The 19,859-nt window shown below is 49.1% G+C and carries 17 protein-coding genes; 3 read left to right on the top strand and 14 right to left on the bottom strand.

The features are described 5' to 3' along the window. Nucleotides 1–225: 225 nt before the first annotated feature. The 3 genes from secDF to HMPREF1640_RS05510 all read right to left on the bottom strand — a co-directional run bounded on the left by secDF (nucleotide 226) and on the right by HMPREF1640_RS05510 (nucleotide 5,374). On the bottom strand, nucleotides 226–3,237 hold the full coding sequence (gene secDF / locus HMPREF1640_RS05520) for a protein translocase subunit SecDF (RefSeq protein ID WP_036893072.1): 3,012 nt from the start codon (nucleotides 3,235–3,237) through the stop codon (nucleotides 226–228). A 128-nt stretch (nucleotides 3,238–3,365) separates the two neighbouring features. Next, a complete protein-coding gene (locus HMPREF1640_RS05515) occupies nucleotides 3,366–4,454 on the bottom strand; it encodes an endonuclease/exonuclease/phosphatase family protein (protein WP_036893071.1) in 1,089 nt (362 codons plus the stop codon). After that, nucleotides 4,451–5,374 carry a rhomboid family intramembrane serine protease gene (locus tag HMPREF1640_RS05510; RefSeq protein ID WP_036893068.1) on the bottom strand — a complete coding sequence of 308 codons (924 nt, stop codon included), beginning with the start codon at nucleotides 5,372–5,374 and terminating at the stop codon, nucleotides 4,451–4,453. Before HMPREF1640_RS05510 ends, HMPREF1640_RS05515 begins: the two co-directional genes overlap by 4 nt. 211 nt (nucleotides 5,375–5,585) lie before the next feature. On the opposite strand from HMPREF1640_RS05510, the gene HMPREF1640_RS05505 reads away from it, so the two are divergent. Then, nucleotides 5,586–5,861 carry an HU family DNA-binding protein gene (locus HMPREF1640_RS05505; RefSeq protein WP_036893067.1) on the top strand — a complete coding sequence of 92 codons (276 nt, stop codon included), beginning with the start codon at nucleotides 5,586–5,588 and terminating at the stop codon, nucleotides 5,859–5,861. Nucleotides 5,862–5,944: 83 nt separating this feature from the next. On the opposite strand, the gene HMPREF1640_RS05500 is transcribed toward HMPREF1640_RS05505, so the two are convergent. The 11 genes from HMPREF1640_RS05500 to xerA form a co-directional block, all read right to left on the bottom strand. Beyond that, on the bottom strand, nucleotides 5,945–6,754 hold the full coding sequence (locus tag HMPREF1640_RS05500; RefSeq protein ID WP_036893066.1) for a gluconate 5-dehydrogenase: 810 nt from the start codon (nucleotides 6,752–6,754) through the stop codon (nucleotides 5,945–5,947). A gap of 108 nt (nucleotides 6,755–6,862) precedes the next feature. Continuing rightward, a complete protein-coding gene (locus HMPREF1640_RS13225) occupies nucleotides 6,863–7,012 on the bottom strand; it encodes a hypothetical protein (RefSeq protein ID WP_156098722.1) in 150 nt (49 codons plus the stop codon). Between the two features lie 395 nt (nucleotides 7,013–7,407). Beyond that, the gene (locus tag HMPREF1640_RS05495) at nucleotides 7,408–7,779 is read right to left on the bottom strand and encodes a desulfoferrodoxin family protein (RefSeq protein ID WP_036893064.1); all 372 of its coding nucleotides are present in this window, start codon (nucleotides 7,777–7,779) and stop codon (nucleotides 7,408–7,410) included. Between the two features lie 1,174 nt (nucleotides 7,780–8,953). Beyond that, on the bottom strand, nucleotides 8,954–10,252 hold the full coding sequence (tyrS, locus tag HMPREF1640_RS05480; RefSeq protein ID WP_036893143.1) for a tyrosine--tRNA ligase: 1,299 nt from the start codon (nucleotides 10,250–10,252) through the stop codon (nucleotides 8,954–8,956). A gap of 89 nt (nucleotides 10,253–10,341) precedes the next feature. Then, the gene (yidD, locus tag HMPREF1640_RS05475; protein ID WP_036893060.1) at nucleotides 10,342–10,596 is read right to left on the bottom strand and encodes a membrane protein insertion efficiency factor YidD; all 255 of its coding nucleotides are present in this window, start codon (nucleotides 10,594–10,596) and stop codon (nucleotides 10,342–10,344) included. Then, a complete protein-coding gene (gene rnpA, locus HMPREF1640_RS05470; protein ID WP_036893058.1) occupies nucleotides 10,593–11,021 on the bottom strand; it encodes a ribonuclease P protein component in 429 nt (142 codons plus the stop codon). Before rnpA ends, yidD begins: the two co-directional genes overlap by 4 nt. 12 nt (nucleotides 11,022–11,033) lie before the next feature. Then, entirely contained in the window at nucleotides 11,034–11,786 is a 753-nt protein-coding gene (locus tag HMPREF1640_RS05465; RefSeq protein WP_036893057.1) for a uroporphyrinogen-III synthase, read from the bottom strand. Between the two features lie 8 nt (nucleotides 11,787–11,794). Next, nucleotides 11,795–12,823: a DUF4271 domain-containing protein gene (locus HMPREF1640_RS05460; RefSeq protein ID WP_036893056.1), complete on the bottom strand. Its 1,029-nt coding sequence runs from the start codon at nucleotides 12,821–12,823 to the stop codon at nucleotides 11,795–11,797. A gap of 76 nt (nucleotides 12,824–12,899) precedes the next feature. After that, a complete protein-coding gene (gene metK, locus HMPREF1640_RS05455; RefSeq protein ID WP_036893054.1) occupies nucleotides 12,900–14,189 on the bottom strand; it encodes a methionine adenosyltransferase in 1,290 nt (429 codons plus the stop codon). Nucleotides 14,190–14,464: 275 nt separating this feature from the next. Next, entirely contained in the window at nucleotides 14,465–17,284 is a 2,820-nt protein-coding gene (locus tag HMPREF1640_RS05450; protein ID WP_036893053.1) for a pitrilysin family protein, read from the bottom strand. 210 nt (nucleotides 17,285–17,494) lie between these two features. Further along, the gene (gene xerA / locus HMPREF1640_RS05445) at nucleotides 17,495–18,421 is read right to left on the bottom strand and encodes a site-specific tyrosine recombinase/integron integrase (RefSeq protein ID WP_036893051.1); all 927 of its coding nucleotides are present in this window, start codon (nucleotides 18,419–18,421) and stop codon (nucleotides 17,495–17,497) included. 185 nt (nucleotides 18,422–18,606) lie between these two features. Here xerA and aroQ point away from each other — a divergent pair, with 185 nt between their 5' ends. Next, nucleotides 18,607–19,029 (top strand): type II 3-dehydroquinate dehydratase, encoded by a 423-nt coding sequence (gene aroQ, locus HMPREF1640_RS05440; RefSeq protein ID WP_036893050.1) that lies wholly within the window; start codon nucleotides 18,607–18,609, stop codon nucleotides 19,027–19,029. A gap of 118 nt (nucleotides 19,030–19,147) precedes the next feature. Continuing rightward, complete coding sequence (locus tag HMPREF1640_RS05435; RefSeq protein WP_369699823.1) at nucleotides 19,148–19,819, top strand: O-methyltransferase; 672 nt, start codon at nucleotides 19,148–19,150, stop codon at nucleotides 19,817–19,819. The last annotated feature ends 40 nt before the right edge of the window (nucleotides 19,820–19,859 follow it).

The following is a 19,859-nucleotide window of genomic DNA, read 5'->3' as shown; positions in this document are numbered from 1 at the left end:
ATTAGCTTAATTCCACTAAATACCATTGTGTTTTGCCTGTTTATCTTGGCAAGAGACGGAAATAACTTCTGCTTGCCTTGATAAAGCGCAAAAAATGAGCAAATTATCAGACTACCAACAATCAAAACAAAAGCCATCTACCTCATTTGAAAACGTGGGAGATGGCTTTTATTGATATGATGCACTTTTTGGAAAGAAGTGCGTTTAAACTATCATAGCATTGGCTTATACGGTCTGCGCCACCGCGTTCGCCTCTTGGCCTTGCAGGCGATTCCGTATTTTTTTGCCCATCACGAGATATGCGATGGGAGACGCTATGAAGATGGAGCTCAAAGTTCCGAACACCACACCTAACGACATAGCAAAGGCAAATGGCTGAATGCTCTTGCCACCAAGGAACAAGATACAGAGCAACACGATCAACGTTGATAGCGAGGTGTTGATTGTACGAGCCAAGGTCTGGTTGATAGAATCATTGAACAGAATCTGGATATCCTGCTTGGGATGTAGCTTTAGGTTTTCTCGGATACGGTCGAACACCACCACTTTGTCATTGATAGAGTAGCCGATAACGGTCAGCACAGCGCCAATGAAAGTCTGGTCGACCTCAAGCGAGAATGGCAACAAGCCTTGTAGCAACGAGAACAAACCAATAACGGTGAGGGCGTCGATAGCCAATGCCACGGTGGAGCCCACGGAGAAGGCCACGTTACGGAAACGAAGCAGTATGTAAAGGAATATGGCTATCAAGGCTATGAGCACACTGATGATAGCCCCGTACGTCACATCCTTGGCCACTGAGGGTCCTACCTTGGATGAGCTTATAATGGAACCTCCCTGTCTAATATCAGGATTTTTGAAATCGTTGACATTCTTTTGGGTCACCAATCCCGCGTTTTTCAATCCTTTATAGAGCATCTCTTCCGTCTCATCGTCCACGGTAGGGCTGTTGGACTCTATCTTGTAGTTGGTCGAGACACGAATAGTCTTATTGTCGGTACCCAATGACAATGCGCTGGTAGTGGCCTTGGGGAAGGTTTTTGTCAACACATCGCGCACTTGTTCGGGCTGGGTGTTCTTCTCGAATACGATGACATAGTTGCGACCACCGGTAAAGTCGATGCTCTTGGCAAGACCTCGAACGAAGAAACTGCCACAGAATACCACCACGGCAACGATGGCTACCGTAAAGGTGGTTTTGTACATTGACATAAACTTAAAGTCCGTACCTTGCATCAAATTCTTGGAGATGCCAGTCCAAAATTTGAGGTTCTGCCACTTGTCCTTGTTCAGTTTGTACTCGTAAACGAGACGAGTGAGATAAACAGCGCTAAAGAATGAGCATACAATGCCGATGATCCATGTTGTGGCGAAGCCGCGGATAGGACCTGTACCAAACACGTAGAGTATGACACCGGTTATCAATGATGTCAAGTTGGAGTCGAAAATAGCTGAGAACGCATTGCTATATCCAGCGCTGACAGCTTGTTTCATGCCCTTGCCGGCACGCAATTCTTCTTTTATGCGTTCGTAAATCAGCACGTTGGCGTCTACCGCGGTACCGAGGGACAGCACCATACCGGCGATACCCGACATGGTGAGCGCGGCTTGAAAAGACGTCAGAATGCCAAGCGTGAAAAAGACATTGACAAGCAATGCACCCACGGCGATTGAGCCAGGTATCACGTTATACATGGCGAGCATGTAGATGATGAGCAGCACGAAGGCTATAATGAATGATATAACACCTTGCTGTATGGATTGCGCTCCAAGCGTAGGCCCAACCACTTCTTCCTGTACGATGTGTGCAGGGGCGGGCATACGTCCCGACTTCAAGGTGTTAGCCAAATCTTTGGTGTCCTCCACTGTGAAGTTGCCACTGATGGACGATTGTCCGCCGGATATTTCTCCGTTCACTCGCGGAGCGGAGTAAACCACGCCATCAAGCACAATGGCGATAGCTTTTCCTACGTTGGCCTTGGTCAACTCGGCCCAACGCCGCGCGCCTTCAGAGTTCATTGTCATGCTCACCTCCGGTTGGCCGGTAAGATGATTAAACTGGTCTGACGCCTCCGTCACCACATCGCCCTCCAATGGCGCGCGTCCATTGGTGGTCGTAACCTTGAGGGCGTGCAACTCGAATATGTTTTTTGCGGAGATGCCATCGGCTGGTTTCGCGCTCCAAAGGAGTTTCAAGTCGGTCGGCAACACTTGCTTGGCAAGCTCGCTATAGATAATCTTGTTTATATTCGCGGTGTCCCTAACGCTTGCGTATCCCACCACGCTAAGGCTCTGTCCACCTGCCGTTTGCAGCATGGCGAGCAGTGGATGCACCTTCTTGGCTTGCTCCAACTGGGCGTCGGGCGTAGTATTTATATCCTGTTTTTTGCTCTTTTTCTTGAGTTGAAACTTAGGTTTGGCTGTTGTTGCGGCCACATTGCCTTTGTTTTCCACCTTGGCAGAGTCCGCCACGTCTGAAGAAGCGTTGTCTCCATTGGCTAATCGTGTATCCAATTGCGTAAGATACGGAATTATCTCAGCCGCGTTAAAGGTCTCCCAAAACTCCAAATTGGCGCTGCCTTGAAGCAACTTACGAATACGCTCCGGCTCCTTGATGCCTGGCATTTCCACCATGATGCGTCCTTCCGAGCCTTGCACTTTTTGGATATTGGGCTGCACCACGCCAAACTGGTCGATACGGGTGCGCACCACCGTGAAAGAGTTGTCGATGGCCGATGCGACCTCCGATCTCAGCACTTTCTCCACCTCGCCATCAGTGCTTGTGGGCGATACTTTGCCTTGCAACTGCTGCGTGGCAAACACTTCCGCCAATCTACGCCCGGGGGCATTCTTGTGATAGGCGTCGACAAACAGCGAGATGAAGTCACCTTGCGTTGTCTCGAGCTTTTGGCGAGCTTCTTTCATGGACTTGGCGTAGGCGGCGTCGGTCTTGTGATCGGCGAGCATGTCCACCACGTCGGGTACGGAAACCTCGAGGATAACGTTCATTCCTCCTTTCAAGTCCAAACCGAGACCAATTTGCGTTTCGAGACACTTCTGATAGCTGTAAATTCCCAAATACTTCACGGAATCTTTATAATCCTGTTGCGCGATGGGGTCGCCGAGCTTGGCAGCCTGCTTGTCATAGTATCTCGTGGCGAACGAGAAAGACAAATAAAAGATGCTTGCAAGCGTCAGTAAGACGGCGGTTACAATTACAATTCCTTTGTTTTGCATTTTATTGTTGATATTTATTTTCTATTATTTCACTTTGATGACGCATAAAGATACTTTGCATAGATGACATGCAAAGATACTACTTTTTTGACTTTTTAAGCAAGGTTAAGGTCTTATTTATTCATTTTTTACGGTTTATGGCGTTTTTTCATCCAGCAAATGATAGGATAATGGTCGGATGTCTTTATTTTATTGTCCACGCGACAGACAACTGGCTCAAAATGAGCCGAGCACATGATATAGTCTATTCTAAAATAAAACCCGTTGTGATGATAGCTGATACCTGGGCCGTTTCCTGCCTCCACATAGCAGTCGGTCAGTTCCTTGGCGATAGTTCTTCGAACGTACGAGATGGGGCTGTCGTTAAAATCGCCGCACAGGATGACTGGCATGTCGCCGTGATAGGCCACGTAGCGCGCCACGGCCTCTGCTTGGCGCGCTCGTATGGACATGGCCTTGCTGAGTTTGTTGATGAGCGTTTTGGATGTCATCCCTGCCGTATCCACTTTCATCTCACCTTTCATCATCGTTTTAAATCGGTCTTTGTCCTCCACTGTCAACCCCGTGGTTTCCAGGTGATTGTTCACCACCAACACCTCCTCCCCTTTCACCATCAATTTAAAAGCGACACTCAAGTTTCCTTTAGATTCGTACATGATACGCTCCTTTGACAGGATTGGGAACTTGCTGTAAATTGATATACAGTCGCCCGCTTGGTGCATGGCGGTGTCCCGATACTGGTAGATGGGGTTGAGGGCCGAGTCAACCTTGGCTTTGTTTATCTCCGTAAGATTGGATTCTTGCAGGCAAACGATATCCGCGTCTTGCTCCTTGATATATTCCAGTATGGGGTTGGGCTTGTTTCCCGGGGTTTCCCATCCGGCGAATAGCCATACATTGTAAGACAGCACCTTGATGGCATCGTGGGGTGGCGTATGCGTAATGTTGAGTGGGCAGTATATCCTAATCGGTCCGTAGCACAGCAAAAATCCGGCAAATGGGATAATCGCCCACCTCGTTTTAAAAAATATCCAAAACACGAGAAACGCGAAGTTGAGCATCAAGAAAACAGGAAACGCCAGCCCTCCCTTGCTCAAGATGGGGAACGACGCTGGATCGAGCCTATCCGAATAGCCCATGGCGAGCATCACGATAACAGTGACAATATTTGCCCCGGCTATAGTTTGCAACGTAAATTTTTTCAGTTTTTTGATCATTTCTTGCTTTGGTCAAAGAGCGTCTGTTTCTCCTCTTTGCTCAAACTGTCGTACCCACTTTTCCTTATCTTGTCGAGAATACGGTCTATCTCTTCCCGCGCGGCTTGTTCGCGAGCGTTGTAATCCCAGTCGGGATTGCCCGTGCCATGATAACGGGAGCCTTTGCCGAAAGAGTGATTTCCACCTCGTTGTTCCCACTTAGACTTCAAATTGTCAAAAAACGAAGTGCCATTGCCATTGTCATAGTAATTTTCAGGATGTCTCCGCCAATAGCGAATGAGAAAAAATCCGAATATCATGCCGCCCAAATGAGCCAAATGGGCCACGTTCGAATTGGACACAGCCATGGCGGAGAATAGTTCCACGACTATGGCTCCCATCACCATCCATTTGGCTTTGATGGGGACAGGGATGGGTATGATGAACATCCTCTCGTTTGGGAACATCATGCCAAAAGCCAATAACAGCGCGTATATGGCCCCCGACGCTCCCACGGTGGTGAGATTGTTGAGCTGGTCGCCCAACTGGCGCATCACCGAGAAAGACTCGACGATGCCCAACGACTGCTGCGCGTCGAGCATAAAATACACATAAAAAAATTGTGCTATCTCTTGCATGACACCCGCGCCGATACCGCACAAAATGTAATAAAAAAGGAAACGACTCTCTCCCCACGCTCTCTCCACCACCGAACCAAACATCCACAGCATGAACATGTTCAAGATAATGTGTTCCCACCCACCGTGCATAAACATGTAGGTAACCAATTGGTAGAGATGAAAGTCAGACGCCATGAAGAAGTGCAGGCCAAGCGCATAGTTCAGGTCGTAGCCCCATACTTGTTGCGCCACAAGCAGGCCGAGAAATGCCAAGACGTTAATGATGAGCAAATTCTTGGTGACAGGTGGTATTTTTAGCATATGTTTGTAATATCGTTCTAAATCGTTTGCAATTGATGCAAAATTACAAAAAAACTCCGTTAGTTTATCATAAAGCAAGCTATTTGCGGCAATTTTTTAGTTTGTGTATAACTTTTCCATCCTTTTTCTTTGGATTGTGAAATGAATAGCCTATATTTGCGAGTAATTAACAAATTATCTTTCGATTATATCCATTTTAAAAACAAATATTATGAACAAGACAGAATTAGTTAAAAAGATTGCTGATGCTGCTGGCTTGACCGCCGCGGACGCAAAAAAAGCCCTTGACGCCACAACATGCGCTATCAAAGAAGCCTTGGTAGCCGGAGAAAAAGTACAGCTTGTAGGTTTTGGCACTTTTGCCACCAAAGAGCGTCCCGCGCGCCAAGGTGTCAATCCCGCTAACGGTCAAAAGATTCAAATCGCTGCCAAGACTGTCGTCAAGTTTAACGCAGGTTCTGAATTTGAAGACGCTTTAAACAAATAATGTAAATTTATTTTGCAGTTATAAAAAAAGGTCTACGCCATGCGTAAACCTTTTTTTTATGGGTTGTCGCGAGATTTTTCCCGTCATTTTGGCTGCTTGCCTATATAGGCCAGGATACCCCCATCCACATAGAGCACGTGCCCATTCACGGCATCAGATGCCTTAGAGGCCAAGAATACCGCCGGGCCACCAAGCTCTGATGGGTCGAGCCAACGACCCGCCGGGGTCTTTGCGCAGATGAAACTGTCAAATGGGTGACGGCTGCCATCAGCCTGACGCTCGCGCAACGGAGCCGTCTGAGGTGTGGCGATGTAGCCCGGGCCTATGCCATTGCACTGTATGTTGTACTCGCCATACTCCGAGCAGATATTGCGCGTGAGCATCTTCAACCCACCTTTCGCCGCGGCGTAAGCCGACACCGTCTCGCGTCCCAGCTCGCTCATCATCGAGCAAATGTTGATGATTTTACCCTCCTTGCGCTCCATCATCTCTGGCAGCACGGCAGAAGAGACAATGAATGGGCCCACCAAGTCTATGTCTATCACTTGCTGAAACTCCTCGCGCTTCATCTCGTGCATGGGTATACGCTTGATAATTCCGGCGTTGTTCACCAGAATGTCTATGTTGCCTACCTCCTTGTGAATGCGCTCCACGAGTGCCTTCACGTCGTTTTCCTTGGTCACGTCGCACACATAACCGGTCACGTTGGCTATGCCTGCCTCTTTGTATGAGGCCATGCCTCGATCCACGAGGTCTTGGTTAATGTCGTTAAAGATAATGTGGTCAATGCCAGCGGCCGCGAAAGCCTTGGCGATGTTGAAACCAATACCATAAGAAGCGCCCGTGATCCAAGCGTTCTTGCCTTTCAGTGAGAAAATGTTTAAGTTGTCCATTTTTATTATTTATTAAGGGGATTAATATAGTTTTACAAATTGTAATCTCAAGTTTGTTATCCCGAAAAATTCTTTGTCGCCATAGTCGACGCTCTCCTCGCCCTTTGGCTAAACGAACGTATAGTGGCGCACGTCCGCCACGCCGTGCGCGCTCCATTCGGCCTCGGGCCCCGCGTTGAGCGCGCCCATTTCCCCCAAGCGCGCGAAACGACCGGTTTTCAGCGTGTCAATACGATCTAATGGCAGCGGATATCCCATGGATACAGCGTCTCAAACAATCATGCGGTGGTATATCGAGTACACCATGTTCATCTCGTTTTGGGCAGAAAGTAGTTTTATCAGAGAGTCTTGGCATAGTCTTTTAGTATCATAGCGCTTCGTGTCAGCGAGTTTTGCCGCATAGCGAAGATTATAGTTTGTTATCACAAAGTGTTTGCCTTCGTCACTTTGCAAAGTTAACGATTTATTTATGATAAAGACTATTTATATTGTAAAACTTTCTTTCAGCATGCGATTGTTATGATTAATGAATGTTAATTATCAAAATCTTTCACTCCTGTCTCACGTATATGACACATAAAAAAACCGCTCAGGGCTATGCGGCTCGAGCGGCTTATGGTGTAAACATTATACCACCGTGTTTTGCAAGTGGCTTAAAGATCGGCTTTCCACACGCCATGCAGGTTGCAATACTCACGCGCGCAAACCTTTTTAGCGTCTGTCTTAAACTCGGCCACAGGTTTGTCGTTGGGGGTGAGATATTTGCGCAACACCTCAGTTTCTGTCATCAGCTCTATCCACTGTATATAGTGTTCCTCAGTCATGGGATGCTCCACCGAGCCCACCGTTACACGATAACCACCTTCGATAGCCTCGATAACAGGCACATGCTTCTCTTTGGCTGCGTCTACAGTGTTTTCGGTCATTGCTTTCCAGTCACCATCAAGGTTTAGCTCGCCAGCAGCCATCACCTCAACCATACTACCGGTTTTGGTATTCTTGTAAATGTCGTTTCTTTTTGCCATAGTGTTTAAATTTTCATAATGTTATATTGCAAAAATAGTTTTTATTTCTCATTTACGCAAACTATTCGTGATAATAAATTATATCAAAATGAAATATTTGTAATTTTTGTAATATTGAAGGGGGAATCATGATTTATATGGCATTGTAACGAGGTCGGAATGTTTGGCGAGAACCTTATAAAATATGCCATGATTACAAGCGCATCTATGCCCATACAGAGGCTTACAAGCAAAAAGCCGCAATAAGCGTTGACGCTTGTTGCGGCTTGTGAGTTGTCCTACGCGGATTCGAACCACGACTGAGAGAACCAAAAACTCTAGTGCTACCATTACACCATAGGACAATCGCATAGATAGCGCTGTCTACTTCAGCGGTGCAAAGATAGTGTTTTTTTGGTCTATGACCAAATTTTTAATCAAAATCTTTTCTTGCCACGCTTATAAATCTTCATAATGGCGCATGTTTGGCAACCATTCGCCACGTCCGTATCATGGAGTGAATGGCGCCGAGCAATCTTGCCCGCCGGCTCGGACCATACCGGCATGCCATACCCGAGGAGCCATTGAGCCTTGCCCGAGAACGGGGGTACGATACAGGCACAATGACACGAAAAACGGTAAACGTTAAATTTAAATGTGCTTGAAAATACAAGACAAACACCCTCTAATCTTTCGCTTATTCGCAAGCGAACGAATGGTTGCGCACAAAAACGAGGAAAATGAGGGTTTTCTGCAAAGTATTGAAATGCAATATAATAATAAAGAAAATATATTATTTTTAAAAATAAGTTTTCTAAAATGCTCGCCATTGGGCACTATTCACGTCATGATTAGGCCCTACACGCAGCGCGGATAGCGCGCAAACGGCGCGCGTATACGCCTTAAACGTAGCTTGAAAAGGCGCCAATGGCGTTTCGTGCATGTAAAAAAGGGTGAGCGATCGTGTGTTTTATGCCCGACAATACATTTTTTTTGTGCGGAATGATGAATTTTAGTATCACTTTATTTGTGATTATTTTTTGATAAAAAATGAGAGGTGACGATACTTGGGGAGTGAATGAGATGGCAGCCACCGTGGCTTTGGGGGCAGTTCGGGCAACCATAAAAAAACGACATCCCGCATCGGCGAAAAGCCTTGCGGGACATCGTTTCTGGTATCTCAAATGTGTATGGACTACTTCACGGTGATGAGATAATAGTTTTTCTTGCCGCGCTGCACCAAGAGATACTTGCCGTCTATAAGGTCGTCTGTGGTGACAGGGCGGTCAAAAGCGGTGAGTTTCTCCTTGTTGAGGCTCACGCCACCACCCTTTACAAGTTTGCGCATCTCTCCCTTGCTGGGAAAGATGCTCATGCCGTCGGCACAAAACAGGTCTATAGCCTTGGCGCCAAGTTGCGACTTGTCGACGTCGTAATGAGGTACATCCTTGAACACGTCGTTGAGCGTTGCCTCGTCAAGCCGCGCGAGCTCGTCCTTGGTGGCTTTGCCGAAAAGTATGTTCGAGGCGGCAATGGCTATGTCGAGGTCTTCCTTGGAGTGCACCATAGTGGTGACCTCCTCGGCCAGTCGGCGTTGCAACGAGCGGCGGCCAGGGTCTTGGGCGTGCTCCGCGGCGAGGTCGGCGATGGTTTGCCGGTCAAGGTCCGTGAATATCTTGATGTAGCGCTCGGCGTCTTGGTCCGACACGTTAAGCCAGAACTGGTAAAAGGTGTAGGGCGTGGTGCGGTCGCGGTCCAACCATACGTTGCCGCTCTCTGTCTTGCCAAACTTTTTGCCGTCGGCCTTAGTGATGAGCGGGCAGGTCAGGGCGTAGGCTTGGGATTCGTTGCCAAGCGTGCGGCGTATAAGCTCCGTGCCGGTGGTCATGTTGCCCCATTGGTCATTGCCGCCAAGCTGAAGCCGCACGCCATTGTGCTGGTACAGATGCAAAAAATCGTAACCTTGAAGTAACTGATAGGTAAACTCGGTGAAGCTCAAGCCGTCGCGAGCCGTACCGTTGAGGCGTTGCTGCACACTCTCCTTGGCCATCATGTAGTTTACGGTGATATGTTTTCCCACGGTGCGGGCGAAGTCGAGAAAAGTGAAATCCTTCATCCAGTCGTAGTTGTTCACCAACTCTGCCTTGTTGGGCTCACGGCCGTCAAAATCCAAAAACTTGGCGCACTGCCTCTTGATGGCCTCTTGGTTGTGGTAGAGCGTTTCCGAGTCGAGCAGGTTTCGCTCTTGGCTTTTGCCAGATGGGTCTCCTATCATTCCCGTGGCTCCTCCCACCAGCAGGTAGGGTTTGTGGCCGCAGCGTTGCAAGTGGCGTAGCATCATGATGCCGCAAAGGTGGCCGATATGGAGCGAGTCGGCCGTGGGGTCAGTGCCCAAATAGGCCGATACCATGTTCTCCATGAGGTATTCCTCGGTACCTGGCATGATTTGGGCCAACATGCCGCGCCATTTCAGTTCTTCGACAAAGTTTTTCATATGCGTTGTTCTTGTTGTTTGGGTTATCTCCGGCCGATACAATGATTTGGCCGGATGTATTGAAAATGTTGGGATGTCTGTTGGACGACTTACGGGACGGGGTCGTACCCACTTCCACCCCAAGGGTTGCATCTAAGTATTCTCCATATCGCCAGCGCCAGCCCTTTGATAGGTCCATGCTTGAGAAGAGCCTGTCGGGCGTACTCTGAGCATGTAGGCGTGAAGCGGCACGATGGTGGTGTATAGGGCGTGATGAACTTTTGATAGAAGACTATGGGCTGAACCAATAGCCAAGCCAAAACACGCCCAATGGCGCGAAGCATCTTTTGAGCGGCGTCTTTCATAGGGCTTCCTCCCCCGATAGACGCTCGTTGACTCGATTTAAAAGGTTGATGACAGTGGCCTCCACGCGGTTACTGTTATAAAGACTGTCTGACAGCCATATAAAAGCCATGGCCACATTGTGGCGAGCGACGATGGCTTTGTTTTTGCGGTAAGCCTCGCGCACTTGCCGTTTCACCCTGTTGCGCTTCACGGCGCGTTTAAAACATCGCTTGGGCACGCTGACCAGGAATTTGGCCTTGACGCTCATGGTCTCCTCCTTGTCGCGGCGCGGTTGCCGGCCGAAATCGTTTGGCAGGGGCATGTAAATCACCCTAAGGGGGAAAGCCAGCATGGACTGGCTCTTGCCTCCCTGGAAGAGGGCGTCTATAGTCTTCTTGCTATATATACGTTCCTCCTTGCGAAGTGTGGAGGGTAATGCTGGCATTGAAACGGGCAACTACTTTTTGTTTTCTTTGTCCAGGAAATCTGACAACGCGCTAATCATCGATGGATACTCCTTGGTGCCCGCCACCAATGACGGTTTGAGACCGGCTTTTTCAATGGCTTTGGCTGTAGCGGGACCAAAAGCGCCTAACTTGAGCTTGCCCTGCTTGACGTTGGGAAACGACTTGGTGAGATAGTCCACCCCCGTGGGAGTGGAGAATATGAGCATGTCACAATCAAAATTGTCCACCTCTTCTTGCGTGAACGCATCGCTTACGGTGCGGTACATCACGCACTCGGTGTGCTCGAGGCCCTTAGAATCGAGCAGCGTTTTGACATCGTCGTTGTGCACACTGCTCAGAGGGACTAAGTATTTCTCGGTCTTGTGCTTCACCATGGCGGGGATAAGATCGTCTATCTTGCCGGTGGCGCCAAAGAAAACCTTGCGCTTGCGGTACTGTACATATTTCTGGATATAAAGCGAAATGGTCTCTGTCACACAGAAATATCTCATATCCTCGGGGATGGTGATGCGAAGCTCCTTGGCAAGATTGAAAAAATTGTCTATGGCATGGCGCGATGTGAAGACTACAGCCGTGTGCGAAAGAATGCTCACTTTTTGCTGGCGAAACTCCTTGGCAGAAAGTCCCTCGACTCTGATAAAAGGGCGAAACACAAATTGTATGTCGTGTTTTTTTTCGAGTTCATAATAAGGAGATTTCTTATTCGCAGGCTTAGGCTGCGACACCATGATCTTCTTTATCATCTTTTATATTAAAAATTTACTTTTAAATAATAATTCATGAACACAAGTACTGCCCATAGTATGCCAAGTGGCATGATTTCAAGGGCACAAAAGTACAAAAAACTTTGCACAATATCGGCGTTTCTTTTGAAAAAGATATTAAAGATCTTATACAATGACAGCACTTTGGCCAATACGATAACAAAAATGGTGTAAACGACCGTGCTTTCTATAGAAAAATTGAAATAAGCCAAGAGCATGACAATAGGGAAAAGCGCTATGCCCTCAAAGGCTATAAGGAAGAGGTGCGACTTGGTCCATTGTTCATTTTTTTTCTTATCAAAAAAGACCCATCCCGTCAGTGTGTAAAGCAGGTTTTTCACGATGAAATAGGTGGCGATAATACCTGTGTAGATGCCTATGACAAGATAATTGGGCAATGTTGATACGCCATTGCCCAATGTCTTGGTATAGAAAAAAAAGACAAGGGCAAGCAGCAAGCATGCTTGCAGAACGAGAAACAGTTGAAAGCGCCATTCGCTGCCGGTCTCGGTGATAACAGTGGTGCCCTCTCGTTGGACGCGGAAGAAGTTCTTGAACTGGCGCTGTATGAAATGTCCGGACTCGGCTATGGACACTGCCGTTAAAATGAAGCTCCCCAACAGGATGGACGTGATGAGGTTGTCATTGGCAATATTGTAAGGCACGGGGTCGCCAGAGACACCCTGATGATACACCGCATACTCCGGGCGATAGATGGAGTCTGGCTGCACGAGCGACTTGTCGTGGTACATGGGCCTGCGCAACGAGAAGCCCGATACGGCGTCGGCGCGTGTCCGTGGCGTGCGCATGGGGTTGGGACGCTTGGCCCAATCAATCCTCTGATATTGGTAATGTGCCCTAATGGCAGAGTCTTGTTGCCATGGAGTGGCCGTGCTTGGAAGCCAACTGATAATCTCCCAGGGGGTGTGGTAGCCACCATGAGCGTGCGCGGGAACTTGGCTTGCCGTTTCCCGCGGGGCGGTTTGTGCTGTGGAGAGCGTATCTTGTTGGGTCATGGATATTGAAAAAAGATGGTTGCCGCGAGGCGGCAACCTATGATACTATTGCGGATAGCATGAGATTAGGCGAGCCTTAAAGGTTGAAAGCTTGCCTGATTCGGTCTATCTGGTCGAGCTTCTCCCATGTGAAGAGTTCCACGTCGATGGTTTTTGTCTTGTGGTAAAGACTGTCAAAAGTCTTTTTCACGACCTCGTTTCGACGGCCTACATGTCCGTAGGCGGCTGTCTCGAAATACATGGGTTGGCGCAGTTTGAGCTCACGCTCAATGGCTTTTGGCCGCAAGTCGAAAAGCTGTTGTATTTTTTTGGCTATGTCGGCGTCGGAAATGCCGACATGTCCGCGGCCGTAAGTGTTGACATAAACGCTCACCGGCTCAGCCACGCCGATAGCGTAGGCCAGCTGCACCAACATCTCGTCGGCCACGCCCGCAGCCACCATGTTCTTGGCAATGTGCCGCGCCGCGTAGGCGGCGCTACGGTCCACCTTGCTCGAGTCTTTGCCCGAGAAGGCGCCACCACCATGCGCTCCGCGACCGCCGTAAGTGTCGACGATAATCTTTCGACCCGTAAGGCCGGTGTCTCCGTGGGGGCCACCGATAACAAATTTTCCTGTTGGATTGACCAAATATTCTATGTCGCCATTGAAGAGCTTGCGCATTTTGTCTCCCGCCTCAGCTTTTACGCGTGGCATGAGTACATTGATGACGTCTTCGCGAATTTTTGACAGCATGGCCTCGTCGGCCTTGAGCTGCGCCTCCCGGGTGTCGTTCTCTGGCTCTACGAATGGATCGTGCTGCGTGGATACAACGATGGTACGAATACGCAAAGGCTCGTTGTTGTCGCCGTACTCTATGGTTACCTGGCTCTTGGAGTCGGGGCGCAGGTAGGTCATCTGCTTGCCCTCCTTGCGAATTTGCGCCAACGTCCGCATAATGAGATGCGCAAGGTCGAGCGTGGCGGGCATGTAGTTGTCGGTCTCGTTGCAGGCATAGCCGAACATCATACCTTGGTCGCCGGCTCCTTGTTGGTCTTCTTCCTCGCGCGAGACACCGCGGTCTATGTCGTCGCTCTGCTCGTGGATGGCCGTCAGGATGCCGCAGGAGTTGTAGTCAAATTGGTATTCTCCCTTGCTGTAGCCTATACGCTTGATGGCTCGGCGTGCCACGGTCTGAAGATCGATGTAAGCTTCCGAGCGCACCTCTCCCATAATGACCACCTGTCCAGTGGTGACGAAAGTCTCGACAGCGCAATGCGCCGTGTCGTCGTAGGCTAAAAACTGGTCGAGAATGGCATCTGATATTTGGTCCGAAACCTTGTCTGGATGCCCCTCAGACACTGATTCTGATGAAAATAAATATGACATAAATACAATGATTAAAACGTGGTCAGCCTGCATGCCGTGCCCATACAATGTTGATTTATATTCTGAGGGGAAGCGCGACCGTATGCAGCCGGCCGCTTACTTGATGGTGCAAAGTTACGAAGAAAATGAGTATGGGCAAAGAAAAAGGCGATAGTTTTTGCCGCATGACAGCTTTTAGGACATGCCAAATCCCCGTTTTGCCAATGCGGAAAAACGGGGATTTAAGTTGTTCGGCACCATTGTTAAACAGTGCCGGTTATTGGCATGGCGCTCTTTTATTCTTGCGGGAGCATCACGACGCTCACTTTGTTGGCATCTTTAAGATATTCTTTTATAAACGTGGAGATACTCTCTGGGGTGAGAGCCTGTACTATACGCTTGTAATTGGTATGTTCGTCAAGGTTCATCATATAGTTGTCCATGACGAGATCGCTCCAATAAGCGTTGGTCTTCGCGTTGTCGTCCACCTGCTTGAGCATGAGCTCTTTGGTCTTGGCGAGCATATCGGCGTCGCACGATTTGGCCAAGTTGTTTATCTCCTCATTGATGATTCTAAGCGCCTCGTCTTTTTTCTCGGGTTTCATGGGGCAGTAGGCCAAGATTTGTCCGATATGGTATCCGTCGTCCGCCACGGTCAACTCGCCTTGCGCGCCACATGTATAGGCGGCGCTTGCCTCCTCTCTAATCTTCTTGAGATACACCATGGAGAGCACCTGTCCGGCCACGTCGGCCTTGATGGCGTTGTCCAAAGAGTAAGGCATCTTGTGGTTGAACCATATCACCAAGGAATTGGCCTTGGGTGTTTCCATTTTGCGATGGAACGTGTTGTCCACGCTCTTGGTCGTCGGTATTGAAACGCGTGGGCTGGCTTCGTTCTTGCCATTAGATGGCAGTGAGCCAAGGTATTGGCAGATGAGGGGGCGAATGGTGGACTCGTCAAAGTTTCCTACGATCTCGAATATCCATCCGTTGGCGTTGGCTGTGCGCTCCTTGGCCATGGCGAGTATGCGGTCGTAGCTCACGTCCTTGATGTCTTTGGCCAAGAAAGGAGCCTCGCGCCATCCGCGATTATATATAGCGGCTGTGACGGAGTCGCCGAAAGCGGTCTCCGGAGAGAGCTCCCTGTTTTTCAACGCCACTTTGTATTGCTGGATGAGTTTGTTGTAAGCGTCTTGATCTTTCTTGATGTTAGTGAAATAGAGGTGTGTCAATTGCAGCATCGTTTCCACATCCTTGGGCGTGGAGTTGCCGTTGATGACAGTGCGGCGGTTGCCCATGGAGAGCGACGCATTGGCTATTTTTCCGGCCAAGGCCTTGGTGAGCTGGGTGTTGGAGAAGTTGCCCAATCCGCAAATGTCAATCACCTCGTCGAATGCTTTCATGTTGGCGAAATCGGCTTTTCCGTACAACGACTGTCCGCCGCCACCCACGCCGTGCATGACAACTTGGTCTTTCTTGTAGTCAGTCTTCTTCAACAGCACTGTCACGCCATTGTTGAGCTTGACAATATCATAATCGAACAATTTGCTCTTCTCTTCCTTGACAATCTTTCCCGGTTTAGGCAACGTGGTCATAAGAGGCTCGTCTTTCACGTTGTCCACGTAAGCCTCAAGCTTGGCTTTGCGAGCTTCGTGCACGGCGCCGAGTAGCTGGGCCTCGGTAGGATAGACATTGCCTGCCTTTTCATTGTTAAAGTTCAAGATGACCAAGTTGCTGTCGTTTTCAGTCACTAGCTCTGGCAGCACGTGGTTGACCACCTCCAATGGTATGGCCGGAATGACCTTTTTCATGGTCTGATACTTGAAATCGATACCTGGCATAGGCTCGTTGTTAAGGAAGTATCCCAATATTTTGCCGTAAAATTGGCTGTTATAGCGTTTGTCTTTATTAGAATATTCCTTGTCGAGCGAACTTAACATGTCTGTTTGGAAACGTTTGTACTCTGTGGGAGTGAAACCGAATTTAGCGGCTTGTCTCACCACTTTGAAAGCCTCTCTGAGCGAGGCGGCGCACTGGCTGATATCCTTGGGCGATACGCTCAGGCCAAACGCGTCTTTTGTTTTGGATAAAATATAAGTGTCGTCGTCCGCGCTCGCGCTCACGAAGGGGCAGTCGGCCTTTTGCGAGGCCTCTACGAAGCGGCTGTTAAGCATGCCAAACGCCGCGCTCTTGACATAGTTCCACATCATGTAATCGACGCTTTGCTTCATGCTGTCTGGGAACACGTCGTGCTTGATCATCAACTCAATGACACTGCTTCTAAATTCCTTATCTTTGTCGATGATGACAATAGGCTTGTCGTTATCGGGAACTTTCTCGTCTACGATGGGCATTGGGTTTTGTGGCACTTTGATACTTCCGAATAGCCGTTTAATCTCCGCTTCCACACGGTCCACGTCCACGTCTCCCACCACGATTATACCTTGGTTCAAAGGGTGATACCATTTGTGATAATAGTCCACGAGCTCTTGGCGCTTGAAGTTGTCCACCACGGACATCAGCCCGATAGGGAAGCGCAGCCCGTACTTGGACCCGGGATATAGTTTGGGCAAGTTGCGCTCCAGCATGCGGCTGTTGGCCGACGTGCGCAGGCGCCATTCCTCGTGTATCACGCCGCGCTCCTTGTCTATCTCATCTTGCTCCAACGACAACCCACAAGACCAGTCGCGCAGGATGAGCAAGCAAGAGTCGATGGTGCTTGGTTGCTTCGTGGGCACGTTGTCAATATTGTACACCGTTTGGTCTATGCTGGTATATGCGTTCAGGTCGCCGCCAAACTCGATGCCTTTAGAGCGGCACCATTCAATGAGGTTGTTGCCTTTGAAATGGTCAGACCCGTTAAAAGCCATGTGCTCCAAGAAGTGAGCCAATCCTCGCTGGCTTTCCTCTTCCTGTATGGAACCCACCTTTTGGGCTATATAGAAGTTGGCCCTGTGCTCCGGCCAGTTGTTGTAACGGATAAAATAAGTCAATCCGTTGTCGAGTTTACCCATTCTGACATTCTTGTCCACGGGGAGTTGCATGCCTGGAACTTGCGCGTTGGCGCCTGCCGTAACAAGCAGCAGCAATGCGATGACAATGTTCTTGATTTTCATATAAGCGTTGATTTATAATTAAATGATTCGTATAATATTTCCACAAAGATAGTTTATTTGGAGCATTTAACAATGATTATCATCGTTAAAGTTATGAAACAGTGCGCCATGTGTTTATTATAAATAGGTGTGCGCGCATACAGACGATGTCAGCCCAAGCGCAAACAATAGCTTTCGCTCTTCTTTTCCGTCGTTTCCATGCCATGCGCGTCAGTTGTGCTTCTCGGTTTCGTATTTGATGTTGCGTGGGTGATGCTCGAGTATCTCCCGCCGCAGGATCGAATCGTCAAGATGTGTGTAAATCTCGGTGGTGCCGATATCGGCGTGCCCCAACAGCGCTTGTATGATACGCAAGTCCGCCCCTCCGCGCAGCAATGCGGTGGCAAACGAGTGCCGGAGTGTGTGCGGCGATATGTTTTTTTTAATGCCCGCCGCCTCCGCTTGTCGTTTAATCATAATCAAGATCATGGTGCGGGTGAGGTGATGACCTCTCCTATTGAGAAAGACGTAATCTTCCTCGCCGGGCTTGATGGACATTTGCCGACGGTCGTCAAACCACAGTTCCAGCTCGTGGATAGCTTTATCGGAGATAGGCACCAACCGCTCCTTGTCACCCTTGCCCAACACGCGTATGTATTTATCTTCCAAATAGAGATCTGAGAGTTTCAATCCGGTGAGCTCCGACACGCGCAGCCCGCACGAGAACAGTGTCTCGACAATAGCCCTGTTGCGGTGTCCCTCGTTGGTGGAGAGGTCTATTCCGTCTTCCAAAGCGTCCACCTCGTCGGTGGTCAGATACTCTGGCAGGTGCTTGGGCAAGTGTGGCGACTCCAACAGTTCGGTAGGGTCCACCTCCAAATAGCCGTCCATGACAAGGAAACGGTAGAAAGACCGCACTCCGCTAAGTATGCGGGCCTGTGACTTCGCACCGATGTTATGGTCGTGCAAAGACGCAGCGAAGGTCTGCAAATCTTCCAATTTCACCTCCAACGGAGCTATATTGAGTCTTGAAAGGAAAAATGACAGATGGGCAAGGTCTCGCAGATAGGCCTCGATGGTGTTTTCCGAGTAGCTGCGTTGCAGTTTCAGATAACGCGTGTAGCGTTTGATGATATTCGAAAATTCTGATTTCTCCATGTCATGAACGGCACTTTGGCCGACTTTCCAAGAATTATTTATTAGAATGCTTTGCATAGTCTTTGTTTTGCGTTATCTTTGCATCGCATAGACCACGCCCAACCAATTTACACATTATTTATTAATAAAGCTCCGCAAATCTTTACTTGCAAATTTACGTTAAAACGACCAAACGTCCAAGGAAAATGAAGAAGATATTGATAATGAACGGTCCCAACCTCAACCTTTTGGGTATTCGCGAGCCAGGCGTTTATGGCTCAACCTCGTTTGACGACTATCTGCCCAAGCTGCGCGCTCAATATCCCGCGGTAGCCATCGAGTATTGCCAGAGCAATATCGAGGGATGCCTCATTGACAAATTGCAGGAAGTGGGCTTCAGCTACGATGGCGTAGCGCTCAACGCCGGGGCGTACACGCACACGTCAGTGGCTTTGCTGGATTGCATTCGCTCCATCAAGACGCCCGTTGTCGAGGTACACATTTCCAACGTGCACCAACGTGAGGAGTTTCGACATCGGTCCGTGATAGCGGCCGGTTGCAAGGGCGTGATATGCGGCTTCGGGCTCGACTCTTACCGTTTGGCCATAGAGGCGCTTCTCAACCCATGACCCACGATTTCCAATTCCAATTGGCCGCGCCGCGAGACATTGCGTCGCGCTGTCGAGACCGTGGGCACATGCCACGAGACGAAGAGCGCGACGCTTGCAAAAAAAATGATTTTGAATGATGGATATTGAGTTAGAAAAATATATTCTCAACCATATTGAGCCGGAGGGCGACTACCTGTACCGCCTCTATCGAGCCACTAACATTCACACTATCCACGGCAGAATGGCCAGCGGCCACCTGCAAGGTCGACTGCTCAAGATGTTGGTGATGATGCAAAGGCCACGCTATGTCCTCGAGGTGGGTACCTTCTCGGGTTATTCAGCCATTTGCATGGCCGAGGGATTGAGCGAGATAGCGCCTGCCATGGGCGCGCGGGGCGACAACGGTGGCGCGCCCAAGCTTTTCACTTTTGAGATAAACGATGAGATGGAAGATTTCACCCGCCCTTGGATTGAAGGCTCCTCAGTGGCGCGTTTCATCGATTTCCGCATTGGCGACGCCCTTGTGGAGGCTCCACGCTTAGGAGTGCTTTTCGACATGGTTTTTGTAGATGGGGACAAACGCCATTATGTAGAGGCTTACGACAAGCTGCTACCTATTATGTCAAAAGGTGCCATTATGCTGGCCGACAACACCTTGTGGGATGGGCATGTAGTGGACAATGCCTATTCTAAAGACCAGCAAACACAAGGCGTCTGCCACTTCAACGATTATGTGATACAGGACAGTCGGGTGGAGGTCACGATCCTGCCCATACGAGATGGACTAACCATTATACGCAAAAAATAAGCGAACCAATATGCCTTTATATATCCGCGCGTATTGGTTC

The sequence above is a fragment of the Prevotella sp. S7-1-8 genome (assembly GCF_000758925.1).
GTDB lineage: Bacteria > Bacteroidota > Bacteroidia > Bacteroidales > Bacteroidaceae > Prevotella.
The sequence above is the reverse complement of the archived record's forward strand: the minus strand, read 5'-3'. Positions and strand labels throughout refer to the sequence as shown.